General features: G+C 64.7%; 24 protein-coding genes and 2 riboswitches. Of the genes, 8 read left to right on the forward strand and 16 right to left on the reverse strand.

Annotated elements, in window-relative coordinates:
- Positions 1–164 precede the first annotated feature (164 nt).
- The 9 genes from fdhD to ABH924_RS03980 all read right to left on the reverse strand — a co-directional run bounded on the left by fdhD (position 165) and on the right by ABH924_RS03980 (position 9,478).
- The gene (gene fdhD, locus ABH924_RS03940; protein ID WP_404497391.1) at positions 165–1,091 is read right to left on the reverse strand and encodes a formate dehydrogenase accessory sulfurtransferase FdhD; all 927 of its coding nucleotides are present in this window, start codon (positions 1,089–1,091) and stop codon (positions 165–167) included.
- Position 1,092: 1 nt separating this feature from the next.
- Complete coding sequence (locus ABH924_RS03945) at positions 1,093–3,423, reverse strand: FdhF/YdeP family oxidoreductase (protein ID WP_404497065.1); 2,331 nt, start codon at positions 3,421–3,423, stop codon at positions 1,093–1,095.
- A gap of 62 nt (positions 3,424–3,485) precedes the next feature.
- Complete coding sequence (locus ABH924_RS03950) at positions 3,486–4,811, reverse strand: molybdopterin molybdotransferase MoeA (protein WP_404497067.1); 1,326 nt, start codon at positions 4,809–4,811, stop codon at positions 3,486–3,488.
- On the reverse strand, positions 4,808–5,095 hold the full coding sequence (locus tag ABH924_RS03955; RefSeq protein ID WP_234751566.1) for a DUF6457 domain-containing protein: 288 nt from the start codon (positions 5,093–5,095) through the stop codon (positions 4,808–4,810). Before ABH924_RS03955 ends, ABH924_RS03950 begins: the two co-directional genes overlap by 4 nt.
- Before the next feature lie 31 nt (positions 5,096–5,126).
- On the reverse strand, positions 5,127–5,759 hold the full coding sequence (locus tag ABH924_RS03960; protein ID WP_404497069.1) for a molybdenum cofactor guanylyltransferase: 633 nt from the start codon (positions 5,757–5,759) through the stop codon (positions 5,127–5,129).
- Positions 5,760–5,796: 37 nt separating this feature from the next.
- Positions 5,797–6,297, reverse strand: a complete 501-nt coding sequence (locus ABH924_RS03965; RefSeq protein WP_028266173.1) for an HNH endonuclease — start codon at positions 6,295–6,297, stop codon at positions 5,797–5,799.
- Between the two features lie 248 nt (positions 6,298–6,545).
- Positions 6,546–7,310, reverse strand: coding sequence for an NlpC/P60 family protein (locus ABH924_RS03970; RefSeq protein WP_234751564.1), 765 nt, complete (start codon positions 7,308–7,310; stop codon positions 6,546–6,548).
- A gap of 5 nt (positions 7,311–7,315) precedes the next feature.
- Positions 7,316–7,498: riboswitch (cyclic di-AMP (ydaO/yuaA leader) on the reverse strand.
- A gap of 129 nt (positions 7,499–7,627) precedes the next feature.
- A complete protein-coding gene (locus tag ABH924_RS03975; protein WP_404497071.1) occupies positions 7,628–8,446 on the reverse strand; it encodes a M23 family metallopeptidase in 819 nt (272 codons plus the stop codon).
- 2 nt (positions 8,447–8,448) lie between these two features.
- Positions 8,449–8,656: riboswitch (cyclic di-AMP (ydaO/yuaA leader) on the reverse strand.
- A 126-nt stretch (positions 8,657–8,782) separates the two neighbouring features.
- A complete protein-coding gene (locus ABH924_RS03980; protein WP_234751562.1) occupies positions 8,783–9,478 on the reverse strand; it encodes a metal-dependent transcriptional regulator in 696 nt (231 codons plus the stop codon).
- 351 nt (positions 9,479–9,829) lie between these two features.
- On the opposite strand from ABH924_RS03980, the gene serC reads away from it, so the two are divergent.
- On the forward strand, positions 9,830–10,960 hold the full coding sequence (gene serC / locus ABH924_RS03985; protein WP_234751561.1) for a phosphoserine transaminase: 1,131 nt from the start codon (positions 9,830–9,832) through the stop codon (positions 10,958–10,960).
- A 91-nt stretch (positions 10,961–11,051) separates the two neighbouring features.
- Here the strand turns inward: serC and ABH924_RS03990 are convergent, their stop codons facing one another.
- Genes ABH924_RS03990 through ABH924_RS04000 form a run of 3 tightly spaced genes read right to left on the reverse strand, consistent with a single transcriptional unit; the run spans position 11,052 to position 13,325 of the window.
- Positions 11,052–12,335, reverse strand: a complete 1,284-nt coding sequence (locus ABH924_RS03990; protein WP_404497073.1) for an MFS transporter — start codon at positions 12,333–12,335, stop codon at positions 11,052–11,054.
- Between the two features lie 44 nt (positions 12,336–12,379).
- The gene (locus ABH924_RS03995; RefSeq protein WP_404497075.1) at positions 12,380–12,934 is read right to left on the reverse strand and encodes a DUF3027 domain-containing protein; all 555 of its coding nucleotides are present in this window, start codon (positions 12,932–12,934) and stop codon (positions 12,380–12,382) included.
- A 7-nt stretch (positions 12,935–12,941) separates the two neighbouring features.
- Positions 12,942–13,325: a cold-shock protein gene (locus ABH924_RS04000; RefSeq protein ID WP_059388199.1), complete on the reverse strand. Its 384-nt coding sequence runs from the start codon at positions 13,323–13,325 to the stop codon at positions 12,942–12,944.
- Between the two features lie 243 nt (positions 13,326–13,568).
- Here ABH924_RS04000 and ABH924_RS04005 point away from each other — a divergent pair, with 243 nt between their 5' ends.
- Genes ABH924_RS04005 through ABH924_RS04015 form a run of 3 tightly spaced genes read left to right on the forward strand, consistent with a single transcriptional unit; the run spans position 13,569 to position 17,950 of the window.
- Entirely contained in the window at positions 13,569–13,784 is a 216-nt protein-coding gene (locus ABH924_RS04005; protein ID WP_234751558.1) for a hypothetical protein, read from the forward strand.
- A gap of 49 nt (positions 13,785–13,833) precedes the next feature.
- Positions 13,834–16,296 (forward strand): helicase-associated domain-containing protein, encoded by a 2,463-nt coding sequence (locus ABH924_RS04010; protein WP_404497077.1) that lies wholly within the window; start codon positions 13,834–13,836, stop codon positions 16,294–16,296.
- A 10-nt stretch (positions 16,297–16,306) separates the two neighbouring features.
- Positions 16,307–17,950 (forward strand): DNA repair helicase XPB, encoded by a 1,644-nt coding sequence (locus ABH924_RS04015; RefSeq protein ID WP_404497079.1) that lies wholly within the window; start codon positions 16,307–16,309, stop codon positions 17,948–17,950.
- A 33-nt stretch (positions 17,951–17,983) separates the two neighbouring features.
- Here the strand turns inward: ABH924_RS04015 and ABH924_RS04020 are convergent, their stop codons facing one another.
- Positions 17,984–18,205: a hypothetical protein gene (locus ABH924_RS04020; RefSeq protein ID WP_404497081.1), complete on the reverse strand. Its 222-nt coding sequence runs from the start codon at positions 18,203–18,205 to the stop codon at positions 17,984–17,986.
- A 69-nt stretch (positions 18,206–18,274) separates the two neighbouring features.
- Positions 18,275–19,183 (reverse strand): LysR family transcriptional regulator ArgP, encoded by a 909-nt coding sequence (locus ABH924_RS04025; protein WP_404497083.1) that lies wholly within the window; start codon positions 19,181–19,183, stop codon positions 18,275–18,277.
- A gap of 69 nt (positions 19,184–19,252) precedes the next feature.
- Between ABH924_RS04025 and ABH924_RS04030 the strand changes: the two genes are divergently transcribed.
- The 4 genes from ABH924_RS04030 to ABH924_RS04045 all read left to right on the forward strand — a co-directional run bounded on the left by ABH924_RS04030 (position 19,253) and on the right by ABH924_RS04045 (position 22,608).
- Positions 19,253–19,888 (forward strand): LysE/ArgO family amino acid transporter, encoded by a 636-nt coding sequence (locus ABH924_RS04030; RefSeq protein ID WP_404497085.1) that lies wholly within the window; start codon positions 19,253–19,255, stop codon positions 19,886–19,888.
- Positions 19,889–19,972: 84 nt separating this feature from the next.
- Entirely contained in the window at positions 19,973–20,683 is a 711-nt protein-coding gene (locus ABH924_RS04035; protein ID WP_234751552.1) for a response regulator transcription factor, read from the forward strand.
- A 2-nt stretch (positions 20,684–20,685) separates the two neighbouring features.
- Positions 20,686–22,167 carry a sensor histidine kinase gene (locus ABH924_RS04040; RefSeq protein ID WP_404497087.1) on the forward strand — a complete coding sequence of 494 codons (1,482 nt, stop codon included), beginning with the start codon at positions 20,686–20,688 and terminating at the stop codon, positions 22,165–22,167.
- A 150-nt stretch (positions 22,168–22,317) separates the two neighbouring features.
- On the forward strand, positions 22,318–22,608 hold the full coding sequence (locus tag ABH924_RS04045; RefSeq protein WP_404497089.1) for a WXG100 family type VII secretion target: 291 nt from the start codon (positions 22,318–22,320) through the stop codon (positions 22,606–22,608).
- A gap of 102 nt (positions 22,609–22,710) precedes the next feature.
- On the opposite strand, the gene ABH924_RS04050 is transcribed toward ABH924_RS04045, so the two are convergent.
- Together ABH924_RS04050 and groL are read right to left on the reverse strand one after the other, a co-directional pair.
- Complete coding sequence (locus tag ABH924_RS04050) at positions 22,711–23,805, reverse strand: RNase H family protein (RefSeq protein WP_404497090.1); 1,095 nt, start codon at positions 23,803–23,805, stop codon at positions 22,711–22,713.
- Between the two features lie 136 nt (positions 23,806–23,941).
- The gene (gene groL / locus ABH924_RS04055; RefSeq protein ID WP_234751548.1) at positions 23,942–25,570 is read right to left on the reverse strand and encodes a chaperonin GroEL; all 1,629 of its coding nucleotides are present in this window, start codon (positions 25,568–25,570) and stop codon (positions 23,942–23,944) included.
- Positions 25,571–25,575 lie beyond the last annotated feature (5 nt).

A 25,575-nucleotide genomic window follows, 5' to 3' on the forward strand; every position in this document is an offset into this window, starting at 1 on the left:
TTGCTTCCTTACCGTTATGGGCAGCCTACTAAGCAAGGTCACTGTCCGGAGGAAACGGATTCCATTCGATGGATAAAATCTACGTTGTTCCTGAACAATAGCCAAGTGATTGGCGGCTATCCTTACAAGTCCCTAATCCCCACCGGCTCCCAGCCTTCGCAAGCTCAGGCCGGGGCCCTCGCCGGCGTGGGCCCGCGGCCGGGGCCCTCGCCGGTGTGGGCCCGCGCCGGAACACCCACCCGGTCACTGCCCGCGTAGACGTTCAGGCTGGTCCCCCTGCTGAATCCCACCAGGGTCAGGCCGGTCTCCTGTGCGAGCTCCACAGCGAGGCTGGAGGGCGCGCTGACGGCGGCCAAAACCGGGATTCCTGCAAGCGCCGCCTTCTGGACCAGCTCAAAGGATGCCCTCCCGGAGACCTGCAGGACGGTGCCGCGCAGGGGCAACATTCCTTCGCGCAGCGCCCAGCCGACCACCTTGTCCACAGCGTTGTGCCTACCCACGTCTTCCCGCAGGCATAGTAGCTCGGCAGCACTGCCGGTGCTGTCGTCGTGGATTCTGAAGAGGCCGGCGGCATGCACTCCCCCGGTCTTGTCGAAAACCGCCTGTGCTTCGCGGAGACGGTCCGGCAGCGAGGCCAGAACCTCGACCGGAATGCTCAGGGGGTCGCCAGCGGGGCTGAAGTGTGAGGACTTGCGCACTGCTTCGATCGAGTCGGTGCCGCAGATCCCGCACGAGCTGGAGGTGTAGACGTTGCGGCCGGTCTCCGGAAGGACGACGTCGGGACGCAATTGCGCTTCCACCACGTTGAACGTCTGCACGCCGTTCTCGTCCTCGCCGGCGCAGAAACGCAGCGAAATGAGCTGGGCAGCGTCCCAGATGACGCCCTCTGAGACCAGGAAGCCCGCCACGAGGTCGAAGTCGTCGCCGGGGGTTCGCATGGTCACCGAGAAGGACATGTGCCCCAGGCGCACCTCGAGCGGTTCCTCAACCGCCAGGAAGTCCTCGCGGTAGCGGACCGGGTGCTCCAGCGCCTGGGCGGAGCCATCCAGGACAAATTTGTGCACCTTGCGGCGCTGGGTCACCCGCCCCATCTCAGACACCCACCGTCCCGGCAGCTTCCCTGGCGGCTTCCCCATGCTTGACGAACCGCACAGTCATGGCCTTGTAGCCGGGAGTGTTGGATTCACGGGCAACGAGCTCCCGGTGGACCAAGGCGTTGGCCTCCGGGAAGTACGCGGCCGCGCAACCCTTCGCCGTGGGGTAGGCAACCAGCCGGAACTTGTCCGCCCGGCGTTCCGTTCCGCCGAAAGTGGAGATGACGTCCACCATGTCCCTGTCCTCGAAGCCGAGTTCGCTGAGATCGTCCTCGTGGACCAGGATGACGCGACGGCCTTCGGAAATGCCCCGGTAGCGGTCGTCCAAGCCGTAGAACGTGGTGTTGTACTGGTCGTGGCTGCGGACTGTCTGCAGGATCAGGTGGCCGGCCGGGGCTTCCAGGTACTCCAGCGGGCTCACGGTGAATCGTGCCTTGCCGATGTCCGTGGCGAACGTGCGGGTGTCGCGTGGTGGATTGGGCAGCACGAAGCCGTTCTTGGTCCGCACCCTTGCGTTGAAGTCCTCGAAGCCGGGGATCACCCTGGAGATGTGGTCCCGGATGACGTCGTAGTCCTCGGCCATAGCACGCCAATCCACAGGGTGGTTGTCCCCGAGGACCGCCTGTGCCATGCGTGCGACGATGACGGGTTCGCTGAGCAAGTGCTCCGAGACCGGGGTCAAGCGGCCTTGGGTGGTGTGGATGACGGACATGGAGTCTTCCACGGAGAGGATCTGCCGTCCGCCCGGGTGTTTGTCGTCCGTGTCCGTTCGGCCCAGGGTAGGCAGGATCAGGGAGGTCTTGCCGTGCACCACGTGGGCGCGGTTGGGTTTGGTGGAGATGTGCACCGTGAGCCCGGCCCTCTTGAGCCCTTCCTCCAGCGCGACGGTGTCCGAGCCTGCCGCGGCGAAGTTGCCGCCCATGGAAACGAACACGTCCACCTCGCCCTTCTCCAAGGCGTGTTGGGTCTCCACGGAGTCGTATCCGTGTGCCCGGGGCGTGGTGAATCCAAACTCTTTGTCCAGGGCTGCCAGGAAGCCCTCGGAAGGCTTCTCCCAGATGCCCATGGTGCGGTCGCCCTGCACGTTGGAGTGGCCGCGGACGGGGCAGGCGCCGGCGCCACGCTTGCCGAAGTTTCCCTGCAGGAGCAGCAGGTTGATGATTTCCCGCAGGGTATCCACGGAGTGGGGCTGCTGGGTCAGGCCCAGCGCCCAGCAAATGATGGTGCCCTTCGACGCGGCCAGCATGCCGGCCACCTTGGTGATTTCGATGCGGCTCAAGCCCGTGGCGCGTTCCGTCTCGACCCAATCCAGCGCCGCCCGGGCCTCGGCGTAGGCCTCGAAGCCGTCGGTCTGCGCGTCGATGAAGGCGCGATCAACCACTGTTCCCGGCTGCCGCTTCTCCTCCTCCAGCAGGAGGTGGCCCAGCGCCTGGAACAAGGCAAGGTCGCCGCCTACCTTGATCTGCAGGAATTCATCGGCGATGTCCGTGCCACCGCCCACCACGCCGTTGAGCGACTGGGGATCCTTGAAGTTCAGGAGCCCGGCTTCCGGCAAAGGATTGACGGCGACAACCTTGCCGCCGTTGTTCTTGCAATCACGCAGGGCGGAGAGCATGCGCGGGTGGTTCGTGCCCGGATTCTGGCCTACAACGAGCACAAGTTGCGCTTCGTGGATGTCTTCCAGTGAGACTGTGCCCTTGCCGATCCCGATGGTCGGGTTGAGGGCGCTCCCGGAAGACTCGTGGCACATGTTCGAGCAGTCTGGCAGGTTGTTGGTGCCAAGGCTGCGGGCGAACAGCTGGTACATGAACGCGGTCTCGTTGGCCGTGCGCCCGGAGGTGTAAAAAACGCAGCGGTCCGGCGTGGTGGCGTTCACGTGCTCGCCGATCAGGGCGAAAGCATCCGTCCAGCTGATCGGCGAATAGTGTGTGTCGCCGGGGCGGATAACAACGGGCTCGGCAATGCGGCCTTGGCTGCCGAGCCAATATTCGGTCTTGTCCTCAAGCTCGGCCAGGGAGTGCCGGGCCCAGAACTCCGCGTCGACCACGCGCGTGGTGCTCTCCTCGGCAATTGCCTTGGCCCCGTTTTCACAGAACTCGGCTGGACTGCGTTTGCCGGTGATGGACTCCGGCCAGGCACAGCCGGGACAGTCGAAGCCGTCCCGTTGGTTGACGCGAAGCATTGACTTGACGGTCCGGCTGACGCCCGCTTGGGCCCAACCGCGTTCCAATGCCACGGTGACTGCCTTGATGCCTGCGGCGGAGCGCTTGGGTGGGTGGATCTGGAGGTCATCTTCGTTGATGTCCTGCTCGGGAGCATGCCTGTTCATGCCCCCATCATTGCAAGGCCTGACTCGCTAATCCACCCGGGTCCATTCGGCACCGGAAACTTTCAGCCCGTCAGGGCGCTCCAGTCCACCGGACCGGACGAAACCTTGCGGGCTGGCTTGGCAGGAGTCTTCTTGGTTTTATCCTCCGAGGACTTCGGCAGGGGAAGCGGCGGCCCCCACGGCAACGGAAAAGCGGGCACTGCCTCTCCCAGTTGCACGCCGTGCGGTGGCACCACCATGATTCCGTCCGCGCTGGCGAGGCCGCGCATCATCCCGGGACCCGCATGCTGGGCCGGCGAGGCCAAGCCGTACACGAACCTGAACGGAAGCAAGCGCGTGCGCCCGGGGTCGGCGTCGAGTATGGCACCGCAAGGAACCTCGCCGACCTCCGGCAGCGCCCTGTGCCCCAGTCCAGCGAGAAGCGGTGCGCCGATCGTGAAGAGGACCATCATGGCCGCGAGCGGATTGCCGGGGAGACCCAGGACAAAGCGCCCGTCCGGCAGTTCAGCCAAAACGCCAGGATGTCCCGGACGCATCGCAATTCCATCAATCAGCAAGCGGCCGCCAAGCTCCGCGATGGCCCGCCGGAAGTGGTCCGTGCCCGAACGGCCGGTTCCCCCGGTGGTGATGACGACGTCGGCGGGAGGCGCGTCCGGCGACAGCTCGCCTTCTTCAAGGCCCGAGAGCCACTCGTCATAGGAGTCGCCCACCTTGATTTGCTCGCCGCGGATCCCGCCAAGAAGTTCGACGACGGCGCCAAGCTGGGGACCGAAGGTATCCCTCACCCGGCCGGGGGCCGGGACACCTGCGGTCACCACTTCGGAGCCGGTCAGGAGCATTTTCACGAGGGGCTTGCCCAGCACGTCGAGTTCATCACGCCCGGCCAGGGCAGCCAGGGCGAGATGGGCCGGGTTCAAGACGACGCCCGACTTGATCAGCAGCTCGCCTGCCGCGGCTTCTTCTCCCGCGTTGCGGATATGTTGGCCGTTGCGCGGTTCGCCCGGCTTCGCGTTCCCGCCGAGCGCGAGCAGCGGTAAGCCATCTTCGTCCGTGGCCAGGACCCCGCTCTCGCTCCGCAGTACGGCCTTGGCCCCCGGCGGGATCAGGCCGCCGGTGGCGATCGGGCTCGCTTGGTGTGGGGCCAGCCGATGGCCGGCTTCCGCGAGGATCCATGGGCCGCTGCCATTGACCGCCCAGCCATCCATCGCCGAGGACGCGTAGTGCGGCAGGTCTTGCAGGGCGTGGACATCCGAGGCCAAGGTCCTGCCGATGGCGTCCTTCAGCGCAACGGGTGCGGCGGGAATGGGCGTGGCACTATCGAAGGCAAGTTGGCGCGCCTCGGCCCACAAGTGGTCGGCATGCAGGACATGCTCGGGGGCTTCGGTCATCCGGCGTCGGTTCCGGGGTTCGTGTAGTCCTTCGCGAGCGTGCGTGCCAGGCCCATCGCGGCATCCATCGACGCAGCTTCAGTCGCTTGTCCCGAACCCGCAGCGAGTCCGGCCGCGAAGCCCGCAATGAAGGTGGTCAAGGGAGCCGCCGGCCGGACCACTGAATGGGCTGCAACGCCCGCCAAGGAAAGGATCTCGTTGATGTCGATCTCGACGTCTTCCAGCTCATATGCTTGCAGCAGGCTCCTGCACCATTCCTCAAGCGTTTCTTCCTGGCTCTTCACGATCCGCCTCCACTGTCCGGTACAGCTGTTGTCACGGCAGGTCGCCGTCCACTCCAAGCGCCGCGGCATCGTCCCAGGTATCCACGTCATCGGTGGACCCGGCGGGGACAGGCACGGCCAGCAGATCAAGCCTAGCAAGCAGGCGGAAAACCGCGGCGTTGGCCAGGCCGCCCTGTTCTTCCGCAGCCTGCACCTCCCGTTGCAGAGCGGATACCCGGTAGATCCCGAGCAGCGGCTGCTTCCGGCCATCGGCGGATACGGACATGGCCCCTTCCGCTTCTTCGTGGCCGGCAAGTACCCGGAGCAGGACCGGAACCGCGGCGGCGGCCAGGGGCATATCGCAGGCCAGGACGAGGACCCAGGGCGCGTGCTTAGTGGACGGGCTCTCGCCATCCTGCCCTTCGCCGTCTTGCGCTTTTAGCGCGGCGAGTCCGGCGGCGATCGCGGCAGCCGGTCCGGCGAAGGGCGGGTCCTCCCGCGCGGTCAATGTGCCGTCCGGCAAAGTGCCGGGATCCGGCCCGACGACGACGACCCTCCCGGCCCCGCGCACGGCCGCCACGGCACGCTCAAGGAGGGTGGCGCCGTCGTACCTCAACTGGGCTTTGGGCACGCCGCCGAGGCGGGAGGACTTGCCACCCGCCAGTATCACCGCATCAAAGTCCACTCGCCCAGATTACCCGGGAAGCAGGCTCAATTCCGGTTCAGGCCGCCGATTCAGGCAGGAGGAAGGGATCCCATGCGGGCGCAGGTTTCTCAAGCTCCTTGATCTGCCAGATAGTCCCGGTGGGCGCCGCCGGCGTGAACCTCAGTTTCCAGCCCATCTCGGCTGGAGTGTGGTCACTCTTGGCGTTGTTGCAGCGCAAGCACGCTGCCACCAGGTTTTCCCAGGAATCCGCGCCGCCCCTGGATTTGGGGTGGACGTGGTCAATGGTGTGGGCTGCTTTCCCGCAATAGGCGCAGCGGTGACCGTCACGGCGCAAGACGCCGCGGCGTGTAACCGCCGTGATGGTGTTGTACCTCGGCCGGATGTAGCGATTGAGCAGAATCACGGAGGGACGTCCGAGAATCTCCTGCGGCCCGACGACAGGCTCGTCGCCTTCGGCCACTACGCTCGCTTTTCCGGTGAGCACAAGGACCAGCGCCCGGCGGAAGGTTACTACCGCCAGCGGTTCATATCCAGCATTCAGAACGAGTGTGCGCATGCACGTACCTCTTCACGGCCGCACCCGTCAGGGGCGCGAGGGCCGGCTGCCCTCTGCATGTACGGGCTGTGGATCGACAACCTAAGAGTAAACACTCGGAGGCCAGATCAACGAATCCTTGCCGGAGTTCCAGCGCAGTGTCGGTCAAAGTTCACGTGCCGGACACATAGCGCATGCTGGTTAAAACAGAACATCCCCGCGGGCGGACCAGCGGGGATGTTCCAGTGAAGCTATGTAACCGGAGCTATTTAGCCACCAACGCGGATGAAGACCGGGCCGGAGCCGACATTGACGCTGTAAAGGGCGGTGGTGCCACCGTTCCAGCCGCCGTGGACTGCCATGCCGTTGCCGACGTAAACGGCGATGTGGGCCATGCCCATGCCACCGTTCTGGTAGTAGACCAAGTCTCCCGGCTGCGCTTCAGCGGCGCTGACCGTACGGCCAAGAGAGAGGTAGTCTGCCGGCCAGCCGTGGAAGTTGATCCCAACAGCGGCCAGGGAGTTCGAAGCCAGGGCGGTGCAGTCCTGGGCAACGCCAAGCTGTGCGTAAGCTGCGGCAGCAATTGCTGCGCCCTTGCCGCTGGCAACCTTCGTTGCAGGTGAAACAGCAGCGGTGACAGAGAGCGTCGAGGAGCCGGTAGCGGCACCCGTTGCAGCCTGCGTAGCCGGAGCAGCTTCCTGCGTGGCAACCGGAGCTGCGACAACCGGAGCAGCCTCGGTAGAGACCGCCGGGCGCTCGTACTTGATGGCGACGGAGGAGTCGGCCGAAATGCTGGCTTGGGCGATGGACTGGACTTCCAGGGCGGAGGTCGAAGTGGACTCGCGAGGGACGTTGGTTTCTGCAGCGTTGGCTGCAATACCGCTAGTGAGCACCAGACCTGAAGCAGCTGCGATAACAGCTGCCTGACGGCCTACGCCACCGGCGTTGCTGCCGACAGTCTTAGCGATAACGGCAAGCGAGTTGGTCTTGGTGACCGCGGCACGGTGGCGCGCAACAGTAGAGCGTGAAGACACGTTAAGAGGCCTCTCCCTATGCCCGCGAGGTAAGCTGTCGGATTCGGATGGGAGTCATCCGGCCACACTTCTCCCTCTCGGAAGTTGTGCGACTTAACCCCAAGGCCATCGGTGAAGATGACCAAAAGTGGGTCCCCCGCCTCTGCCAGACGATGTTTTGCGAACGGAACCTCGAGCAGTGGCAGAGCTAGGCAATCCACTCGAGTGCATCAACTCTCTAAAAGTTGATGCGTCTTAGACGGTACATGAGTTTTGGCTCAATGTCACATTCAGGTCACGGAGCGTGACAAGCATGCGAGAGGCTTCCATCGGATTGGCTACAGCCAGCCCAGGGGGTCAACGACGTCGCCGTTGACCATGACTTCAAAATGGAGGTGGCAGCCCGTAGAGGCGCCGGTGGTGCCGCTCAATGCGATGACATCGCCGCGGCTGACCGTCTGGCCCACCTGGACGTTGAACGAAGACAAATGGTTGTACGTGGTTTCCAGGCCGTTGCCGTGGTCCACCACAATGCGGTTTCCGCCGCCATACGGATGCCAGCCAGCGAAAGTGACCTTGCCGGCGGCGGCGGCATGGACCTGGGTGCCGCACTGGGCCACGAAGTCCTGGCCCCGGTGGAACTCCCCCAAGCCGCCCGTGATGGGATTCACACGATAGCCGAAAGGCGAGGCCGTGGTCAGTGTGTCCAGCGGCGCCCCCAGGGTGCCTTTGGAGGACGACGTCTTGATGGTGCCGACGGACTGCGCACTCAAGAGCTGCTTGAGTTTGCTGTCCGGATCCGCCGTGGTGGAAACCGCAGCACGGCTGAAGTCGATCGTGGCGCTTGCCGCGGCCGGAATCTCAGGCTGGGTGCCCACCGCCGAGGCGGCCTGGTTCGATTCGGCCGTGGCCGTCATGGCGCCGGTGCCCGGCATGGCGACCGTCAGGATGAGGCCCGTCGCGGCAAGGGCCACTCCGGCCTTCTGTCCCGCCCCGCTCGCCGCAGCGAACTCGGCTATCTGCCGCAAAGGACCCTTGCGGCGGCGAAGTTCGCGATGGGGATCGCGGGGCCGATCGTGCTCGACGGCGCTTGTGCTCCGCAGCTCAGCAGTAGGACCGGACGCGCGCCTGCGGCCCCTGGTGTTCTGCGTAGTCAAGGTTTTCCTCTCTGGCAAGCCTGCGAAGTTAGCTGTCGGATTCGGGCCAGAGAGATCGTGGACCCGGTCCGCGTGAAGGGCGCGAAGCGCAGAGCTACCGAAGGGGCCCTGCGCTGTTTGCACTTCCGCTGCGGACTTCACCCCAAGGCCGTCTTTCGACAGCCGATGGTGGTTCCTCCGCTTCTGCCAGTGAATGGACTAATCCACCTGATCCGCTGGCAGAACTCGGCTTCGGATCAGGTAACGCTTTGGTATCGGCGCCAGTAATAAACTATAGGGGATTAAGCCCCCGCGGTAATAATTTCGTTATCTTTGCTGGCCGCCTCGCCAGGCCGGCTAGGCGACCGTGACAAACACGTGCGAGGCTACCTCAGGCGGCAGCTCCAGCGCGCCGTCGATATTGGGCACGCGAACGGAGATGTACTCCCCCACACGTTCCAGGGAAACCCTGGCTCCGGGGCGGATTCCGCCCTCGTCCAGCTGCACCAGAAGTTCCGGTTCCACCTGGATCGGTTCAGCCAGGCGGCTGACGGTGACCCGGTTTTCAGGTGAGTATTCGTTCATCGCGTCGAGAAGGTTGACCACGCCATCCGTAAAGGCGTGGGAGGCGACTCCACCCAGCGCTTCGAGTCCGGGAATGGGGTTGCCATACGGCGATTCCGTGGGGTGGTCCAGCAGCTCATAGAGCCGCCGTTCCACGCGCTCACTCATGACATGCTCCCAGCGGCACGCTTCATCGTGGACGTAAGCCCAGTCCAGTCCAATGACATCTGCCAGGAGCCGTTCGGCGAGCCTGTGCTTGCGCATGACCTCGGTGGCGCGTTTCCGGCCCGTTTCAGTCAGCTCAAGGTGCCGGTCATCGGACACAATCACCAGGCCGTCGCGCTCCATCCGTCCGATCGTCTGGGAAACGGTGGGGCCGGAGTGCCGCAAGCGCTCGGCGATGCGTGCGCGAAGAGCCACGATGTTCTCTTCTTCAAGCTCCAAAATGGTCCGAAGATACATCTCAGTGGTATCGATCAGATCCGTCATCCAGCTCAGCTCCTCGAGCGCAGTATCTTGCGTATTTTCCACCGTACCGCAGCCGCCTCAGTGGTCGAACAGGTGGCCGAACCGCCGGCGGTCCCGGTCCGGGCGCCAGCTCCAAGCTTAGCTTATTTGGAATTACTCCGGATAATTCCGGCGCCCCCGTCCAGCGCCCGGTCCAGCGTCCCGTCCACTGTCCCGTCCAGAGCCGGCGGAACAAATGCTTTCCACGTGGCGGACTATGACACCTTCGGTTCTGCCCCCGCCTCCGGCGTCAGGCAGAATTGGGGAGTCGAAGGGGCAGCTTGCCACCTGCCACGACCCATCTAGGCCGCTACTTCACCATTGGAGCATCCCGTGAGCGACAACAGCATCACTATCCCCGCCGATTTGCTGCCCAAGGACGGCCGCTTCGGCGCCGGGCCCTCCAAGGTCCGCCCGGAGCAGATCGAGGCCCTGTCCGCCGCCTCGACAACGATCCTCGGTACCTCCCACCGCCAGGCTCCGGTCAAGAACCTGGTGGGTTCCGTCCGCGAGGGACTTAGCCAGTTCTTCCGTGCGCCCGAGGGCTACGAGGTGATTCTCGGCGTCGGAGGCTCCACTGCGTTCTGGGATGTCGCCAGCTTCGGCCTGGTCGAGAAGAAGGCCCAGCATCTCTCCTTCGGTGAGTTCGGTTCCAAGTTCGCTTCGGCAACCAACAAGGCACCTTTCCTTGAAGCTTCGTCCATCATCAAGTCCGAGCCAGGCACCCGGCCGGTTTCCCAGGCCGAGGCAGGCGTGGACGTGTACGCGTGGCCGCAGAACGAAACCTCGACGGGTGTGGCCGCTCCGGTCAAGCGCGTCCAGGGCAGCGACGACGGCGCCTTGGTCCTGGTGGACGCGACGTCCGCAGCCGGCGGCCTGGATGTTGATGTTGCCGAGGCTGACGTCTACTACTTCGCGCCGCAAAAGAACTTTGCCTCCGACGGCGGCCTGTGGCTCGGCCTCTTCTCCCCCGCCGCCCTGGAGCGCGCCGCCCGCATCAAGGCAAGCGGCCGCTGGATCCCCGATTTCCTCGACCTGCAGACGGCTATCGACAACTCGAAGCTCAACCAGACCTACAACACGCCGTCCCTGTCCACCTTGGTGACATTGGATGCCCAGGTCCAGTGGCTCAACAAGAGCGGTGGCCTGGACTTCGCGTCCGGACGCACCGCGGACTCCGCAAGCCGCATCTACAACTGGGCCGAGGCCTCCGAGTACGCCACGCCGTTCGTCGCGAAGGCCGAGGACCGCTCCAATGTCATCGCCACGATCGATTTCGATGATTCGATCGACGCCGCGGCCATCGCCAAGGTCCTGCGCGCCAACGGGATCGTGGACACCGAGCCGTACCGCAAGCTGGGCCGCAACCAGCTGCGCATCGCTACCTTCGTTGCCATCGAGCCGGACGACGTCTCTGCATTGCTCGCCAGCATCGACTTCGTGGTGGGCGAACTGAAGAAGTAAGGGCCTGCTGCGTTCCCGCGGTCAGGACTGGTCGGCGTCGTCCGGGTGGGGATCCCGGGCGGCGCTGGCCTCTTTAACAGTGCTGCCCCTTTTAAAGGCCATTGGCTGGACCCGCGCCCTGGGACTCAATGCGGAAGAACCGCATGCCGCGGGCGGTGCTGTCGAAACGGAGCCGCAGCCGGCGCGCGCGGATGATCCACACGATGCCGACGACGGCGGTGCTGCCGCCCGCGACGGCGGCCACGCCCACAGCCCATCGGGGTCCGGCCACGTTGGACACCCAGCCGACGAACGGTGCACCGATGGGCGTTCCACCCATGAAGATGGCCATGTAGAGTGCCATGACCCTGCCGCGCATGACAGGTTCCGTGGTGGACTGCACGTAGCCGTTGGCGCTCGTGATCATGGTCAGGGCAAACAGTCCGCAGGGAATCAGGGCCAAGGCAAACATGGCGTAATTCGGCGCCAGGGCAGCCAGTCCGCTCGCTATTCCGAACCCGCCCGCCGCGGCGAAGATGAGCCGCATCCGCGGCCGGCCGCGCCGGGCTGCAAGCAACGCTCCTGCGACGGAACCGATCGCCATGACTGAGTTGAGGAGCCCGAATGCTCCCGCGTCCATGCCGAACTCCGTGCCGACCATGGCCGCGATGAAGAGGACGAAGTTCAGGCCGAACGTGCCCATGATGAAAATCGCAACAAGGACAACCACGATGTCCGGGCGATTGCGGACATAGCGAAGCCCTTCGCGGATGCGGCCCTTGCCCGCGGCGGCCCGGGGTTGGACGCGCAAAGAGGAAAGGGGAATGGCCCGGATCGCGCCAAGCATTGCGAGGAAGGTCAGGGTATTGATCATGAATACCCAGCCCGGCCCCACCGCCACCGTCAGCACGCCGGCCACGGCGGGACCGATCATGCGCGCAACGTTGAAGGATGCGCTGTTCAATGCAACGGCGTTGGAAAGATAGTCGTCCTTGACCAGCTCCGACACGAACGTCTGGCGAACCGGGGCGTCAAGTGCCGAGACGACACCAAGCAAGAGCGCGAACACGTAGACATGCCACAACTGCGCTGCACCGCTCAGAACCAGGAGTCCCAAGCCAGTGCTCAGGACCGCCATGGCCGATTGGGTCATGACCAGGAGGCTGCGCCGGCTGTAGCGGTCGGCAAGCAGTCCGGCCCACGGGGCCAGGAATAGCTGCGGACCCAGTTGGAGGGCCAAGGTCACGCCCATCGCGCCGGCATCGTGGTTGCTCAGATGGGCGAAGACCAGCCAGTCCTGGGCCGTCCGTTGCATCCACGTGCCGACGTTGGAAATGAGGGCACCAATGAACCAAATGCGGTAGTTAAGGACACCCAGCGATTTGAAGGTGGACATCAGTTGCCACCTTCAGGGAATTCATTCGCCGGGTCCGTCAAGGGCTAGTCAGCCTCGATGTCGTCGGCGTCGTCGTTCTCTTGTCCGTCACCGGAGGGGCCGCCGTCGTCGTCCTCGTCAACGGCTACGCCAGCCTCCTCCGCCAACTCTTCGGCCTCGGTAGCCTCGTCCTCCGGACGGACGCGTTTTGCCCAAGGCACCCATTCAGGCGCGAGGATGGAGTCCTCCGACGGCAGCAGGCCAAGCTCGCTGACCGTGACCACTTTGGAGCGCGAGTTGCGGGTCACGACGGCGTACCACTGCCAACCACCGTAGCCGGCCAGCCGCGATTCGAACAGGTGCGTGACCACGCGTTCGCCTTCGGAGCGCGCGGCAATATGCGGTCCGATTTCACCCGGTTTGGCAATGGTCTCCACCGCGTTGCGGGCGACGTCGACGGCGGCCGCCAGGAAAGCGTCCGGCTTGCCGACTCGCCACACAGGAATGCCGGTGCGGGGTTTCGCCGTTGCCGGCTTCCGCTCAGCACCGGGACCAGCCGTTGCCGGAGCGGCACCAGTGCCGTTTTCTTCAGGACGGGCTTCAGCGGATTCCGATGTCATGGCAGGTTTAGGCTTCCAGCTCGTCGGCAACCTTGCGCAGGGCGGCGGCGATGGCCTTGCCCTTGGCGCCTTCAGGGTACTTACCGGCGGACAACGTGCCAGAGAGGTTGTCCAGGACAGAGACGAGGTCCTGGACTACCGGAGCGAGCTCGCGGGCGTTCATGCGCTTGGCTTTGGCGATGGATGGCAACTTGTCCAGCACGCGGAGGCCAAGCGCCTGGGCGCCCCGGCGACCGTCGGCGACGCCGAACTCAACCCGGGTGCCCGCCTTGAGATCCGCTACGCCTTCGGGCAGTGCGGATTTGGGCAGAAACACTTCCTGGCCGTCCTCTGCTGCGAGGAATCCGAAGCCTTTTTCCTTGTCATACCACTTGACCTTGCCGGTGGGCACGTAATCAACCTTCTTCGTTCTTACTTGCGAGACACAGCCGGCGCGCCACCGCATCCGCAGGATACTGCGGGAATAGGGGTAACTGCCTGGACCGTGTTGGTCTATTGCTTCAAGGTTATCCTGCCCGGCCACGGATTCGCGCTTTGAGACCCCGCAGGCAGGTCCCGCCGTCTTTTGTCCGCAACCGGACTGCATCCTGGCCTGGAACAGGGGATGCGGCCCGGGACTGTTAGCGTTGCTTCCATGATTCCCCACGACTTCCGCCGCCCGCTCACGATCGTTGCCGCAGTCGTCGCAGTCCTTTCCCTGGCGGCCGTAGCCGCCGTCATGGCCGTCGCCTTCGCCAACGGCGTGGCGCCGGTCTGGGTCACCTCCACCGCTCTCTACGGGCTTCCGCTCGCCTTCATTTTGATGGCCGCGTTGGTGGTTGACTCTGTGTGGGCACGGCGTCGTCAATGAGCAGCCGGAAAGCCCGACGGCGGACCCGGCTGGCTGTAACGTTGAACTGATGTCCCTTATTCGCGCGCTCAGCAAGGAACTGGAAGCGCGCAGCGATGATTCGCTGCGGGCCCTGTTTGCCGCGCGGCCGGACCTCATCTCCCCCGTGGTCCCGGACTTCGCTGCACTCGCGGCGCGGGCAAGTGCCCGGGTCAGCGTGCAGCGCGCCCTGGAACGGCTCAACAAACCGGAGATGCAGGTACTGGAGACACTCCACCTGTGCACCAACACGGACACTGGCCACAGCGTCTCCGCGGCGGGACTGAAGAAGTGCATCAATGGTGCCACCCTTGCCGCGCTCGAGCCGATCCTGAACAAGCTCCAGGAACTGGCTCTCATCCACCGGGCCGATCCGCCGGCCACGGTGCACAATCCAGGCCGTCAGCGTTTCTACTTGCCGGTGGGCAGCCTCAAGGACGTCATCGGCATCTACCCGGCCGGTTTGGGCCGCAGCTACACCGAGTTGGTGCGGCTGCAACCGGCCTTCGCCCAGCGGGTGGTGCATCTTGTTGCCGAACTTCACCAGAGCGGCGCCAATATCCTGGCCGCCACGACGCCCATGGACGCGGCGTTGGCGCTGCAACGTTGGACATCGACGCCGGAGAACCTTCAGCACATCCTGTCCGAGGCGCCCGTACGGACGCGTCCCCTTTTGAACAAGTTCGGCAGTTGGGCCATGGGCGCCGTTCCCCAGGCCCAGCGCAAGGCCTCCGTGCTCCATGAAGGCCGCGACGTCGGTCCTGTGGACTGGCTCTTGGCCCGAGGTTTGCTTGTCCCCTTGGACGCCGGGCACGTTGAGCTCCCGCACAGTGTCGGTCTGTCCCTGCGCGGCGGCGCGATCGTGGACCACTTCACGTTGAAGCCTCCCGTGCCGGAGCTGGGCCAGACGAGTGCTGCCTTGCGCCGGAATGCCGCCATGGGTGCCATCGCCGAAGTACTCCGGCTGGTGGGTGAACTCCTGTACGCGGTCCGAGAGCAGCCGGTGGTTACCCTGCGCAGCGGAGGGGTAGGTGTGCGTGAACTCAAACGCCTGGCCGACAGCCTCCGCCTGGGGTTGTCCGAGACCGCCCTGATCCTCGAGCTCAGTGCCTTGTCAGGATTGGTGCGGCTCGATGTGGACAGTTCCACCTGGGTGCAGCCGCCATCGGTGGAATGGCTCACGCTCCCCCGCCAGGATCAGTGGCTCTGGCTGGTCAACGCCTGGCTCGCCAGCGAGCGCGCTCCTTCCCTCGTGGGACAAACCCTCTCCGGGCCTGCCACCACGGCACCGCGATCCGGCTCTCCGGCAGGTTCCATCAATGCCCTGTCCGCCGAGGCCCAACGCCCTGACGCCCCGCTGGTCCGCAAACGGATTCTGGAGATCCTCGAAGAGCTCACCCTCGAGGTACAAGCACCGGACGGCAAGGCTCCCGTGCTCAACGCCGAAGCCGTCATGGAACGCGCGGAATGGGCCCAGCCCCGGATGTCGCGGCGGTTCAGCTCCCTTGTCCGCGGCATCCTGCACGAAGCCGAACTCCTGGGGCTCATGGGCTCGGGCGCCCTGACCCAGCTTGGTTCTGCGATCGCCACCGAACAGCCCGAGCTGGCCCTCAGCATCCTCGGCGAACACCTGCCCGCCGCGGTCAACCATGTCCTGCTCCAAGCAGACCTGACCGCCGTCGCCCCGGGTTACCTGGCACCTGAACTGAGCGAAAAACTGCTCTTGATCGCCGACGCCGAAGGCCAGGGTCCGGCCACGATCTTCCGCTTCTCCGGAGATTCGATCCGGCGCGCGTTGGACGCCGGCCAGGACGCGGAAACCATCCTCGCGTTCCTGCGCACCCACTCCGCCACCGATGTTCCCCAGCCGCTCCGCTACTTGATCAAGGACATCGCCTCGAGGCACGGCCGGCTGCGCGTCGCCAGCAGCCCCAGTTTCATCCAAAGCGACGACGAGGCCGCCATCGCCGAGCTCGTTCGCGAGCCGGGAGCCGCAAGCCTGGGACTTGTCCGGATTGCCCCCACCGTACTGACCTCCGCCGCGAGCCCCCGGGAGACCGCGAGGGTGCTGCGCGAGCTGGGACTCTCGCCTGCCGTGCAGGAGGCGGAGACCGCCGTCGTGCGCTATAAGAGGACGACTGCGGTTGCCGGCGGCGTCCGCCCCGTTTACACGGCTCCCCGCATTGCCCCACCGGACGACGACGTCGACGCCCAGCTCGCGGTGCTGAGGCACCATCGCGCGGTCCACGGCGAAGTGACCGGCGAGGCGGCAACGCAACTGGGACTCGAAACCCTGCAGAGGGCCATCCGGCTGAAGCAAGCGGTCACCATGAACGTGGTGGACGGCTTGGGGAATTCCAATACCGAAACCGTTGTTCCGGTATCTGTGTCGGGAGGGCGCGTCAGGGTGTTCGACGCAGCCAGGGATACCGAAAGAGTCTTGTCCATCCATCGCATCATCGATGTGGAGCCCGCGGGCGATCCGCGCAAGTGAGGAAGCAATAGTGAGCGACGGTCCGCTGATCGTACAGAGCGACAAAACCATCCTGCTGGAAGTCGACCACGAGCTCGCTACCGAGGCACGGCATGCGATTGCGGCGTTCGCCGAGCTGGAGCGCGCCCCCGAACACGTCCACAGCTACCGGCTCACCCCTTTAGGCCTATGGAATGCGCGCGCCGCAGGACTGGACGCCGAAAAAGTCCTCGACACGCTCCTGCGCTACTCCCGTTTCCCGGTGCCGCACTCTTTGCTGATCGACATCGAAGAGACTATGTCCCGCTACGGCCGCTTGCGCCTCGAAAAGGACCCGCAGCACGGATTGGTCATGCGCACCACCGACTACCCCGTACTCGAGGAAGTCATCCGTGCCAAGAAAATCGCACCCTTGCTGGGGCCGAGGATCGACGGCGAAACCGTGGTGGTGCATTCCTCCCAGCGGGGACAGCTCAAGCAATTGTTGCTCAAGCTCGGATGGCCGGCCGAGGACCTCGCAGGCTACGTGGACGGCACTCCGCACCTGATCGCCCTGAACGAGGACGGTTGGCACCTGCGGCCATACCAAAAGCTTGCCACGGAGAACTTCTGGGCGGGCGGCAGCGGCGTCGTCGTGCTGCCCTGCGGTGCGGGCAAGACCTTGGTGGGGGCTGCAGCCATGGCTACCAGCTCCACCACCACGCTGATCCTGGTGACCAACACTGTCGCGGCCCGGCAATGGAAGGACGAGCTGCTCAAGCGGACGTCGCTGACGGAGCAGGAGATCGGCGAGTATTCGGGCGCGGTCAAGGAAGTCCGGCCCGTCACGATCGCCACCTACCAGGTCCTGACCACGAAACGCGGAGGCCTTTACCCGCACCTGGAACTCGTGGACGGGCACGACTGGGGACTCATCATCTACGACGAGGTTCATCTCTTGCCGGCTCCGATCTTCCGGATGACCGCGGACCTGCAGGCCCGCCGGCGTCTGGGACTCACTGCGACGCTTGTGCGTGAGGATGGTCGCGAGGGTGAGGTCTTCAGTTTGATCGGCCCCAAGCGCTACGACGCACCGTGGAAAGACATCGAAGCCCAGGGCTATATTGCGCCGGCGGACTGCGTGGAAGTCCGGGTGGACCTGCCCCGGGACGAGCGCGTGGCCTACGCGATGGCGGAGGATGCGGACAAATACCGGCTCTGCGCGACGTCGGAGACCAAGACCCATTTGGTGGAGCAGCTCGTGGCCTTGCACCAAGGCGAGCAGCTGCTGGTGATAGGCCAATACATCGACCAGTTGGATGAGATCGGCGAGCGTTTGGACGCTCCCGTGATCAAGGGCGATACCACCGTCAAGGTGCGGCAGAAGCTGTTCGATGCCTTCCGCGCCGGTGACATCAAGACCCTCGTGGTGTCCAAAGTGGCCAATTTCTCGATCGACCTGCCCGAGGCTTCCGTGGCGATCCAGGTATCGGGATCGTTCGGTTCCCGCCAGGAAGAGGCTCAACGCTTGGGGCGTTTGCTCCGCCCCAAGCAGGACGGCCGTGCGGCACGCTTCTACTCCTTGGTGGCCCGGGACACCCTCGACCAGGACTTTGCTGCCAAACGGCAACGCTTCCTCGCCGAACAGGGCTACGCCTACCGGATCATGGACGCCAAGGACGTACCCGCCGGGTAGGGCTAGGCACCTTAGGGGCTAGTCAACTTAGGGCTAGGCAACCAGCCGTTGCGCCCGCTCTTGTTGCTGCGCTGCGTGCAGCACGACGACGTCGACGACAGCCCAGGAGTCTTCGTCTTTGAGCTGCGCATCGGCGAAGCGTTCAGCAGCGGAGCGGTCGCTGAACTCCTCGTGCTCGATGCGTCCAGAGAGTGTGTCCAGGTAGCTGACACGGAATTCGACGTTCTGAGGTTGCGGGGCTTGTTTGTTTTCCATGGCTCCAGTGTGAAACGGGGCTCCGACAATTTAGGACTGTGCCCGCGGCGTGTTGGCTTTTCGCGGTTGTCAGGCCCGGCGCAGCACTTCCGCGGCGGTGCTCCGGACCGCCTCAGTCACGGCGTCCAAGATCCGCGACGGTGTCCGCCACCGTTGCCAGTACAAGGGCACGTCCAAGGGCTGCTCGGGCGCGAGTTCCACCAAATACCCATCGGCTATGTCCCGGCCGCATTGCGATTCAGGCAGCAGTCCCCACCCGAGACCCAAGCGAATGGCCTCGGCAAACTCCTGGCTGGACGGAACATAGTGGCGCGGCCCTGCCGGTTCCATCCCACGGCCAGCGCCGCCCAAGAGTTCCAGGAAACGGTGCTGGTATTCATCCTTGCGGTCGAAGTCCACGGCCGGAGCCGCGCGCAGCGAGGCGACATCGGCGCCGTCGGGAAGCCACCGCGCCCTGAACTCCGAGGTGGTGACGGCACGGTATCGCATGCTCCCCAGAGGCTCCACGCGGCAGCCCTGCACCGGCTCGGGAGTCGCGGTCACGGCGGCCATCACCGTTCCGGCGCGCAGCATGGACGTGGAATACTGCTCGTCGTCCCGGTGAAGATCAAAGACAGCGTTCAGCGCCGCGGGGACCCTGGTAAGGGCCTTGAGGAACCAGACGGACAAGGAATCCGCGTTGACCACGATCGGAACCGAAACCATCGGCGACTCGCCGGGCAGGCCCAGTTCCAGTTCGGCGTCAGCCTCCAACTGGGCGAGCTGCCGCGCCAGCCTGAGCACCACGTGTCCCGACTCCGTGGCCTGGACCGGATTGCTGCGCTGCAGCAATACCCTGCCGGATGCTTGTTCAAGCGCCTTGAGGCGCTGGGAGACCGCCGACGGCGTGATGTTCAGCGATCGGGCAGCGGCGTCGAGCGTGCCTTCCGTGAGCACGGCGGCGAAGGTGTGCAGCTGTTCAGAAGAGAATCTGGCCATAAGGCGATCTTACGATGCCTAAGAATATTTAGCTGGACTAATGTTGACGGTGAAACTTAGCCTCGAAGTATGAACTCCCCCGACGTCTTCCACGCTGCCGGCTTGGGCCTCGGCACAGGCCTGGCCCTCATTGTTGCCATCGGCGCCCAAAATGCTTTCGTCCTCCGGCAAGGAATCCGCGGCGAACATATCGGAGCAATCGTTGCCGTGTGCGCCATCTCGGACGCCGTACTCATCGCGGCCGGGGTACTCGGCACAGGCGCCCTGCTCACCGCGGCGCCTGCCGCCGTCGTCGTTCTCCGCTATGTCGGTGCGGCATTCCTGGTCACGTACGGCGTGATGGCGGCACGGCGGATCCTCAAGCCGCAAGCGCTCGTGTCCGCTGAGCCCGGGCCTTCGGGCGCCGGCCGAAGCGGACTGGCGGCAGCGCTGGCAACTGTCATGGCCCTGACATGGCTCAACCCCCACGTCTACCTGGATACCGTGTTGCTCCTGGGATCCGTGGCGAACGCGCAAGGGCCCGGGCTGCAGTGGTGGTTCGGCGCCGGAGCCATGCTGGGCAGTGTTCTATGGTTCTGTTCACTCGGGTTCGGCGCGAAACTGCTGCGCGGATTCTTTGCGCGCCCGGCGTCCTGGCGGATCCTCGACGGCGGGATTGCCGTCACCATGGTGGGACTCGGCGTCGGGCTGGCTTTCGGCAGTTAGCCCCGGCCCGCAACCACGACACCCCGATAATTCTCACAACAAGCATCCAGTCAACTCCCAGAAACTGGGAGCATCATGAATGGTATGAAAAAGAACGGCCCCGAAGCCAAGCTCCTCGTCGTCGACGACGAACCCAACATCCGTGAGCTGCTCTCCACCTCGCTGCGTTTTGCTGGCTTTGAGGTCGTTGCGGCGTCGAACGGCCGCGAAGCGCTCGCTGCCGCCGAACTTCACGCCCCGGACCTCGCGGTCCTGGACGTCATGCTCCCCGATATGGATGGGTTCACTGTCACCCGCCGCCTTCGCGCCGCCGGAAAGCATTTCCCTGTCTTGTTCCTGACCGCCAAGGACGACACGGAAGACAAGGTCACGGGCCTGACCGTGGGCGGCGACGACTACGTCACCAAGCCCTTCAGCCTGGATGAAGTGGTGGCCCGGATCCGCGCAGTGCTACGCCGCACGCAGCCGATGGAAGACGACGACGCCGTCATCCGCGTGGATGACCTCGAGCTCGACGACGACGCGCACGAGGTCCGCCGCGGCGGCACCATCATCGAGCTGTCGCCCACCGAGTTCAAGCTGCTGCGCTACCTCATGCTGAACCCCAACCGGGTGCTTTCCAAGGCGCAGATCCTGGACCACGTCTGGGAATACGACTTCAACGGCGACGCCTCGATCGTGGAGTCCTACATTTCCTACCTCCGGCGCAAAGTGGATATTGACCCGGATGCCACTGCCTTGATCCAGACCAAGCGCGGCGTCGGTTACGTACTGCGGACGGCCGAGAAGCGCTGACCTTGTTCAACCGTTGGAAGTCGGCCTCCCTCAGGTCGCAGCTGGTCGCCATCATCATGGGGCTGCTGCTCCTTGCCTTGGCCGCCACGGGCGCCGGGACGCTGACGCTCGTCAAGAGCTACCTCCAAGGGCAAGTGGATGACAAGCTCAAGGCTGCTGTCCAGATCGCCCAGCAACAGCAATCTTTCGCCAACCTGTCTGAGGCGGGCCCTGCCGTGCCCACGGACTATTCCCTGACGCTCTACGTCCAGGGCCAGCCACCCTATCCCTTCGGCGGCAGCAAGACCGACCGGCCGAGCATCGCCACCATCAGCCCGGTTGAAGCCAAGAACCGCAATTACGCACCCTTCCAGGTGAACGGCACCGCCGGCGGCGATTGGCGTGTGGTGGCGGTCAACGTCGTGGACAACCGGACCGGGCAAAACGCGGTGGTGATCGTCGGGCTGCCCCTGTCCCCCGTGGACAGAGTCATGGAACACGCCACCCTCGTGGTGGTCGGCGTCGGACTCTTGACCCTGGTGCTCGCGTTCTTCATCGCCACCTGGACTGTTGCACGTTCCTTCCGTCCCCTCTCCCGCGTTGAAAAGACGGCAGCTGCTATCGCTGCCGGTGATCTCTCACGCCGCGTGGAGGTCGAAAACCCTGTCACCGAAGTCGGTCGCTTGGGTGCTTCACTCAACGCTATGCTCGCCCACATCGAGGCGTCCTTCGCGGCCCGGGCGGCTTCCGAGGCCAGGATGCGGCGATTCGCCGCCGATGCCTCCCACGAACTGCGGACCCCCTTGGTCACCATCCGCGGCTTCTCCGAGCTCTACCGCCACGGCGCCCTTGCCACCCCGGAAGACGTGGGCACCGCGATGGGCAGGATCGAGAGCGAAGCCAAGCGGATGGGATCCATGGTGGAAGACCTGCTCCTGCTTGCCCGCCTGGACGAACAACGTCCGTTACAGCTCAAGCCGGTGGATCTGCACCTGCTGGCGAACGACGCCGTCGTGGACTCACTCGCAACGTCCGGCGAGCGGAAGATTTCGCTCACGGGGCTCGACGGCGGGGCGGCGGCGCCTGCCCCGGTCCAGGGTGACGAAGCCAAGCTTCGCCAGGTTCTCGGAAACCTGGTGGGCAACGCCCTGCGCTACACCCCCGAAGGAACGCCGATTGAGCTCGCAGTCGGGGTGCGGAACACGCCCGGCGGTCCGTTATCCGTTCTTGAGGTGCGGGACCACGGCAGCGGCATTCCGGCCGAGGAACTGCCCCGGATCTTCGAGCGCTTCTACAGGGCGGACACTTCACGCACGCGGGAGACCGGCGGCAGCGGGCTCGGTCTCGCGATCGTTGCGGCAATTGTGGGGTCCCATGGCGGTACCGTCAGGGTCGAAGAGACCGACGGCGGCGGGGCCACCCTGGTTGTCAGCCTCCCCTTCCAGGACGACATGTCCGAGGTGCCCGAAGATGCGGGTATTGCCGAGGCGGAGATCTCCGACTAGCGCTTTTCTACGCTGGGCGGCTTGATTTTGCGAGTTGTCCACATAGGGAGATTCGGCTCTGCCTGCGCCATGTGACGGCTTCTAGGCTCATTGTGTGGACCACAAAGCCAGCCGCACCTGCGGACCCCTTCAGTTGAAAGGCAATGCCCTGTGAGCGTTATATCCGTCGATACCGAACTTCTCCAGCTCAAGTCCGCCAGCGTCAAAGCCACTGTGGATCGCATCAGCGCCGACGTCCAAGCGATGAAACGTGGCCTGGACGAGCTCCAAGCCACGTGGAAGGGATCAGCGGCCAACAATTTCCAGGCCCTCGTCTCGGAGTGGACGTTGACCCAGAGCAAGGTGGAGGCCTCACTGGCATCCATCAACCTGGCACTGTCCTCCGCCGCGGCAAGCTACCTCCAGACCGAGCAAGGCAACACCCAGCGGTTCAGCTACTAAGAACGGCTGGGAAATCCCGGCGGGCGGCTAATCTACCCTCCCGCCGGGATCCGGTTGCGTCCTGGATCCGTTGCTTTCCAGTGTCCGTCTGCTTCTGCGCCGTTACTTCTCCGGCGTCGACTGGTGGAAGCGCAAACGCCAGCGGCCGTCATCCAGCAACCAGATCGAACTCCGCAATGCCGAGCCGGTTCGCCCATAACTTCTGTAGCTGAGCAGCATGGTGTTGCTGGAGAGGCGATCTGCGGAAATCATCTCTACCTCCGCGGTTTCGCCTGGATTGCCCTCCAACGCCATCATGAGCTCGTCGCGGGACCAAACACGTCCGGAGCTGCCAATCTCAGTGAAGTCCGGGTGGAGCAGGATCCCCGTACGCCCAAGGTCTCCCCTGACGTCGGGCCTCAGGAGCTCCCTCTCAAGAAGAATGACCGTTTCCTCGTCCGAGCGCCCGCCGGCCTCGCCAAGGACCGCTTCTTCGTCGTCACCGGCGAACAACGTGGGCTCGATGAACGTCGCCTGCTCCGTGAACACCGCCGGCGCGTTAGGCAAGGACGACCCGCTCAAGAGGTCCTGACCGCCGAACAATGTGAGGTCTTCATCCGGGGCATCGGCGTCGTCGTGGTCGTCGTCGAAGAGCGAGGGCGCCTCCGCAGGCGCTGTGCGGACTGACGGCGTGCGGGCTGACGGCGTGCGGGCTGATGGCGTTCGGGGCATGGACCGTGCAGCTTCACCAGCTCCCGGATAGCCCGGTCCGCCAGGAGCGGCTGTTCCCTGCTGGAACGCGGTGGCGACCGCACGGGCGCGATCGTCGGCAGCCTCGTTGAGGTCGTGGCCGGCGTGGCCTTTGACCCACTCGAACGTGTACTTGCGGCCAACAATGGCCTGGTCGATGTCCTTGAGGAGATCGACGTTCAAGACAGGCTTTCCGTCCGCCTTGCGCCAGCCCTTGCGCTTCCATCCCGGCATCCACTTGGTGATGCAATTGATGACGTACTGGCTGTCGCAGAGAATCTTCAGCTCTTCATCGGGAACATGTGCTGTGGACCTGAAGAGGTCGAGCACCGCCATGAGCTCACCCTGGTTGTTGGTTCCGTGCGGCCACCCCCCGGCCCTCCAGCACGAGTCGTTCACGTACCAGGCCCAACCGGCAGGCCCGGGATTGCCGAGGGCAGAACCATCGGCGGCAGCAATAATCGTCATGGTTTCCATCCTGCCAGACCACCCCGACACTCCCGGACCGCGAGGCCCTGAGCGAGCGTCGTTAAACGGCGACGACGGCCCCCACCTGAGGCGGGGACCGTCGTCGTGCGTGTGGCTAGTGAGCCGGCGCGGAGGCTTAGAAGCCGCCCATGCCGCCCATGTCGTCGCCGCCACCCATAGACGGAGCGTTCTTCTCCGGCTTGTCGGCAACAACGGCCTCGGTGGTCAGGAACAGACCAGCGATGGAGGCAGCGTTCTGGAGAGCCGAGCGGGTGACCTTTACGGGGTCGTTGACGCCGGCGGCCAGCAGGTCCTCGTAAACGCCGGTTGCAGCGTTCAGGCCATGGCCCGACGGCAGGCCGCGGACCTTGTCGATGACAACGCCCGGCTCGAGGCCAGCGTTGTAAGCGATCTGCTTGAGCGGAGCGTCGATGGCAACGCGGACGATGTTGGCGCCCGTTGCTTCGTCGCCTTCGAGCTGCAGGTTCGCAAATGCCTTGGCACCGGCCTGGATGAGGGCAACGCCACCACCGGCGACGATGCCTTCTTCAACGGCAGCCTTTGCGTTGCGGACTGCGTCCTCAATGCGGTGCTTGCGTTCCTTGAGCTCTACCTCGGTTGCGGCACCGGCCTTGATGACTGCAACGCCGCCGGCCAGCTTGGCCAGGCGCTCCTGCAGCTTCTCGCGGTCGTAGTCGGAATCGGAGTTCTCGATCTCGGCACGGATCTGTGCCACACGGCCGGCGATGGCGTCGGCGTCGCCGGCACCTTCGACGATGGTGGTCTCGTCCTTGGTGACAACAACCTTGCGGGCGTTGCCGAGCAGTTCGAGGGTTGCGTTCTCAAGGCTGAGGCCGACCTCCGAAGAGATGACCTGGCCACCGGTGAGGATCGCGATGTCGGCGAGCTGTGCCTTGCGGCGGTCACCGAAGCCCGGAGCCTTGACGGCAACGGACTTGAAGGTGCCACGGATTTTGTTGACGATCAGGGTGGCCAGGGCCTCGCCCTCGATGTCTTCGGCGATGATCAGCAGCGGCTTGTTGGACTGCATGACCTTCTCCAGGACCGCAACGAGTTCCTTCACGTTGGAGATCTTGGAGTTGACGATCAGGATGTACGGGTCTTCGAGGACCGTTTCCTGGCGCTCTGCGTCGGTGACGAAGTACGCGGAGATGTAACCCTTGTCGAAGCGCATGCCTTCGGTGAGCTCAAGCTCCAGGCCGAAGGTGTTGGACTCCTCGACCGTGATGACGCCTTCCTTGCCGACCTTGTCCAGGGCTTCAGCAATGAGGTTACCGATTTCGGAGTCGCCGGCGGAGATGGAAGCCGTGGCTGCGATCTCTTCCTTGGTCTCGATCTCCTTGGCGGAGGCGAGCAGCTCGCGGATAACGGCTTCAACAGCCTTCTCGATGCCGCGCTTGAGGGACAGCGGGTCGGCGCCGGCAGCTACGTTGCGCAGGCCTTCCTTGACGAGGGCCTGGGCCAGGACGGTGGCAGTGGTGGTGCCGTCGCCAGCGACGTCGTCCGTCTTCTTGGCAACTTCCTTGACCAGCTCTGCGCCGATCTTCTCGAACGGGTCGTCCAGTTCGATCTCTTTAGCGATGGAAACGCCATCGTTGGTGATCGTGGGGGCGCCCCACTTCTTTTCGAGGACGACGTTGCGTCCACGCGGGCCGAGGGTGACCTTGACGGCGTCGGCGAGGATGTTCAGACCCCGCTCGAGACCGCGGCGCGCCTCTTCATCAAATGCAATGATCTTGGCCATAACGG

Source organism: Arthrobacter sp. GAS37, assembly GCF_044908325.1.
Lineage (GTDB): Bacteria > Actinomycetota > Actinomycetes > Actinomycetales > Micrococcaceae > Arthrobacter > Arthrobacter ramosus.

Bases quoted from the DNA above. Each gene is read 5' to 3' on its own strand.
- fdhD (WP_404497391.1), bottom strand. From the start codon at position 1,091: ATGGGGCGGGTGACCCAGCGCCGCAAGGTGCACAAATTTGTCCTGGAT.
- ABH924_RS03945 (WP_404497065.1), bottom strand. From the start codon at position 3,423: ATGAACAGGCATGCTCCCGAGCAGGACATCAACGAAGATGACCTCCAG.
- ABH924_RS03950 (WP_404497067.1), bottom strand. From the start codon at position 4,811: ATGACCGAAGCCCCCGAGCATGTCCTGCATGCCGACCACTTGTGGGCC.
- ABH924_RS03965 (WP_028266173.1), bottom strand. From the start codon at position 6,297: ATGCGCACACTCGTTCTGAATGCTGGATATGAACCGCTGGCGGTAGTA.
- ABH924_RS03980 (WP_234751562.1), bottom strand. From the start codon at position 9,478: ATGACGGATCTGATCGATACCACTGAGATGTATCTTCGGACCATTTTG.
- ABH924_RS03990 (WP_404497073.1), bottom strand. From the start codon at position 12,335: ATGTCCACCTTCAAATCGCTGGGTGTCCTTAACTACCGCATTTGGTTC.
- ABH924_RS03995 (WP_404497075.1), bottom strand. From the start codon at position 12,934: ATGACATCGGAATCCGCTGAAGCCCGTCCTGAAGAAAACGGCACTGGT.
- ABH924_RS04005 (WP_234751558.1), top strand. From the start codon at position 13,569: ATGATTCCCCACGACTTCCGCCGCCCGCTCACGATCGTTGCCGCAGTC.
- ABH924_RS04010 (WP_404497077.1), top strand. From the start codon at position 13,834: ATGTCCCTTATTCGCGCGCTCAGCAAGGAACTGGAAGCGCGCAGCGAT.
- ABH924_RS04020 (WP_404497081.1), bottom strand. From the start codon at position 18,205: ATGGAAAACAAACAAGCCCCGCAACCTCAGAACGTCGAATTCCGTGTC.
- ABH924_RS04025 (WP_404497083.1), bottom strand. From the start codon at position 19,183: ATGGCCAGATTCTCTTCTGAACAGCTGCACACCTTCGCCGCCGTGCTC.
- ABH924_RS04030 (WP_404497085.1), top strand. From the start codon at position 19,253: ATGAACTCCCCCGACGTCTTCCACGCTGCCGGCTTGGGCCTCGGCACA.
- ABH924_RS04035 (WP_234751552.1), top strand. From the start codon at position 19,973: ATGAAAAAGAACGGCCCCGAAGCCAAGCTCCTCGTCGTCGACGACGAA.
- ABH924_RS04050 (WP_404497090.1), bottom strand. From the start codon at position 23,805: ATGACGATTATTGCTGCCGCCGATGGTTCTGCCCTCGGCAATCCCGGG.
- groL (WP_234751548.1), bottom strand. From the start codon at position 25,570: ATGGCCAAGATCATTGCATTTGATGAAGAGGCGCGCCGCGGTCTCGAG.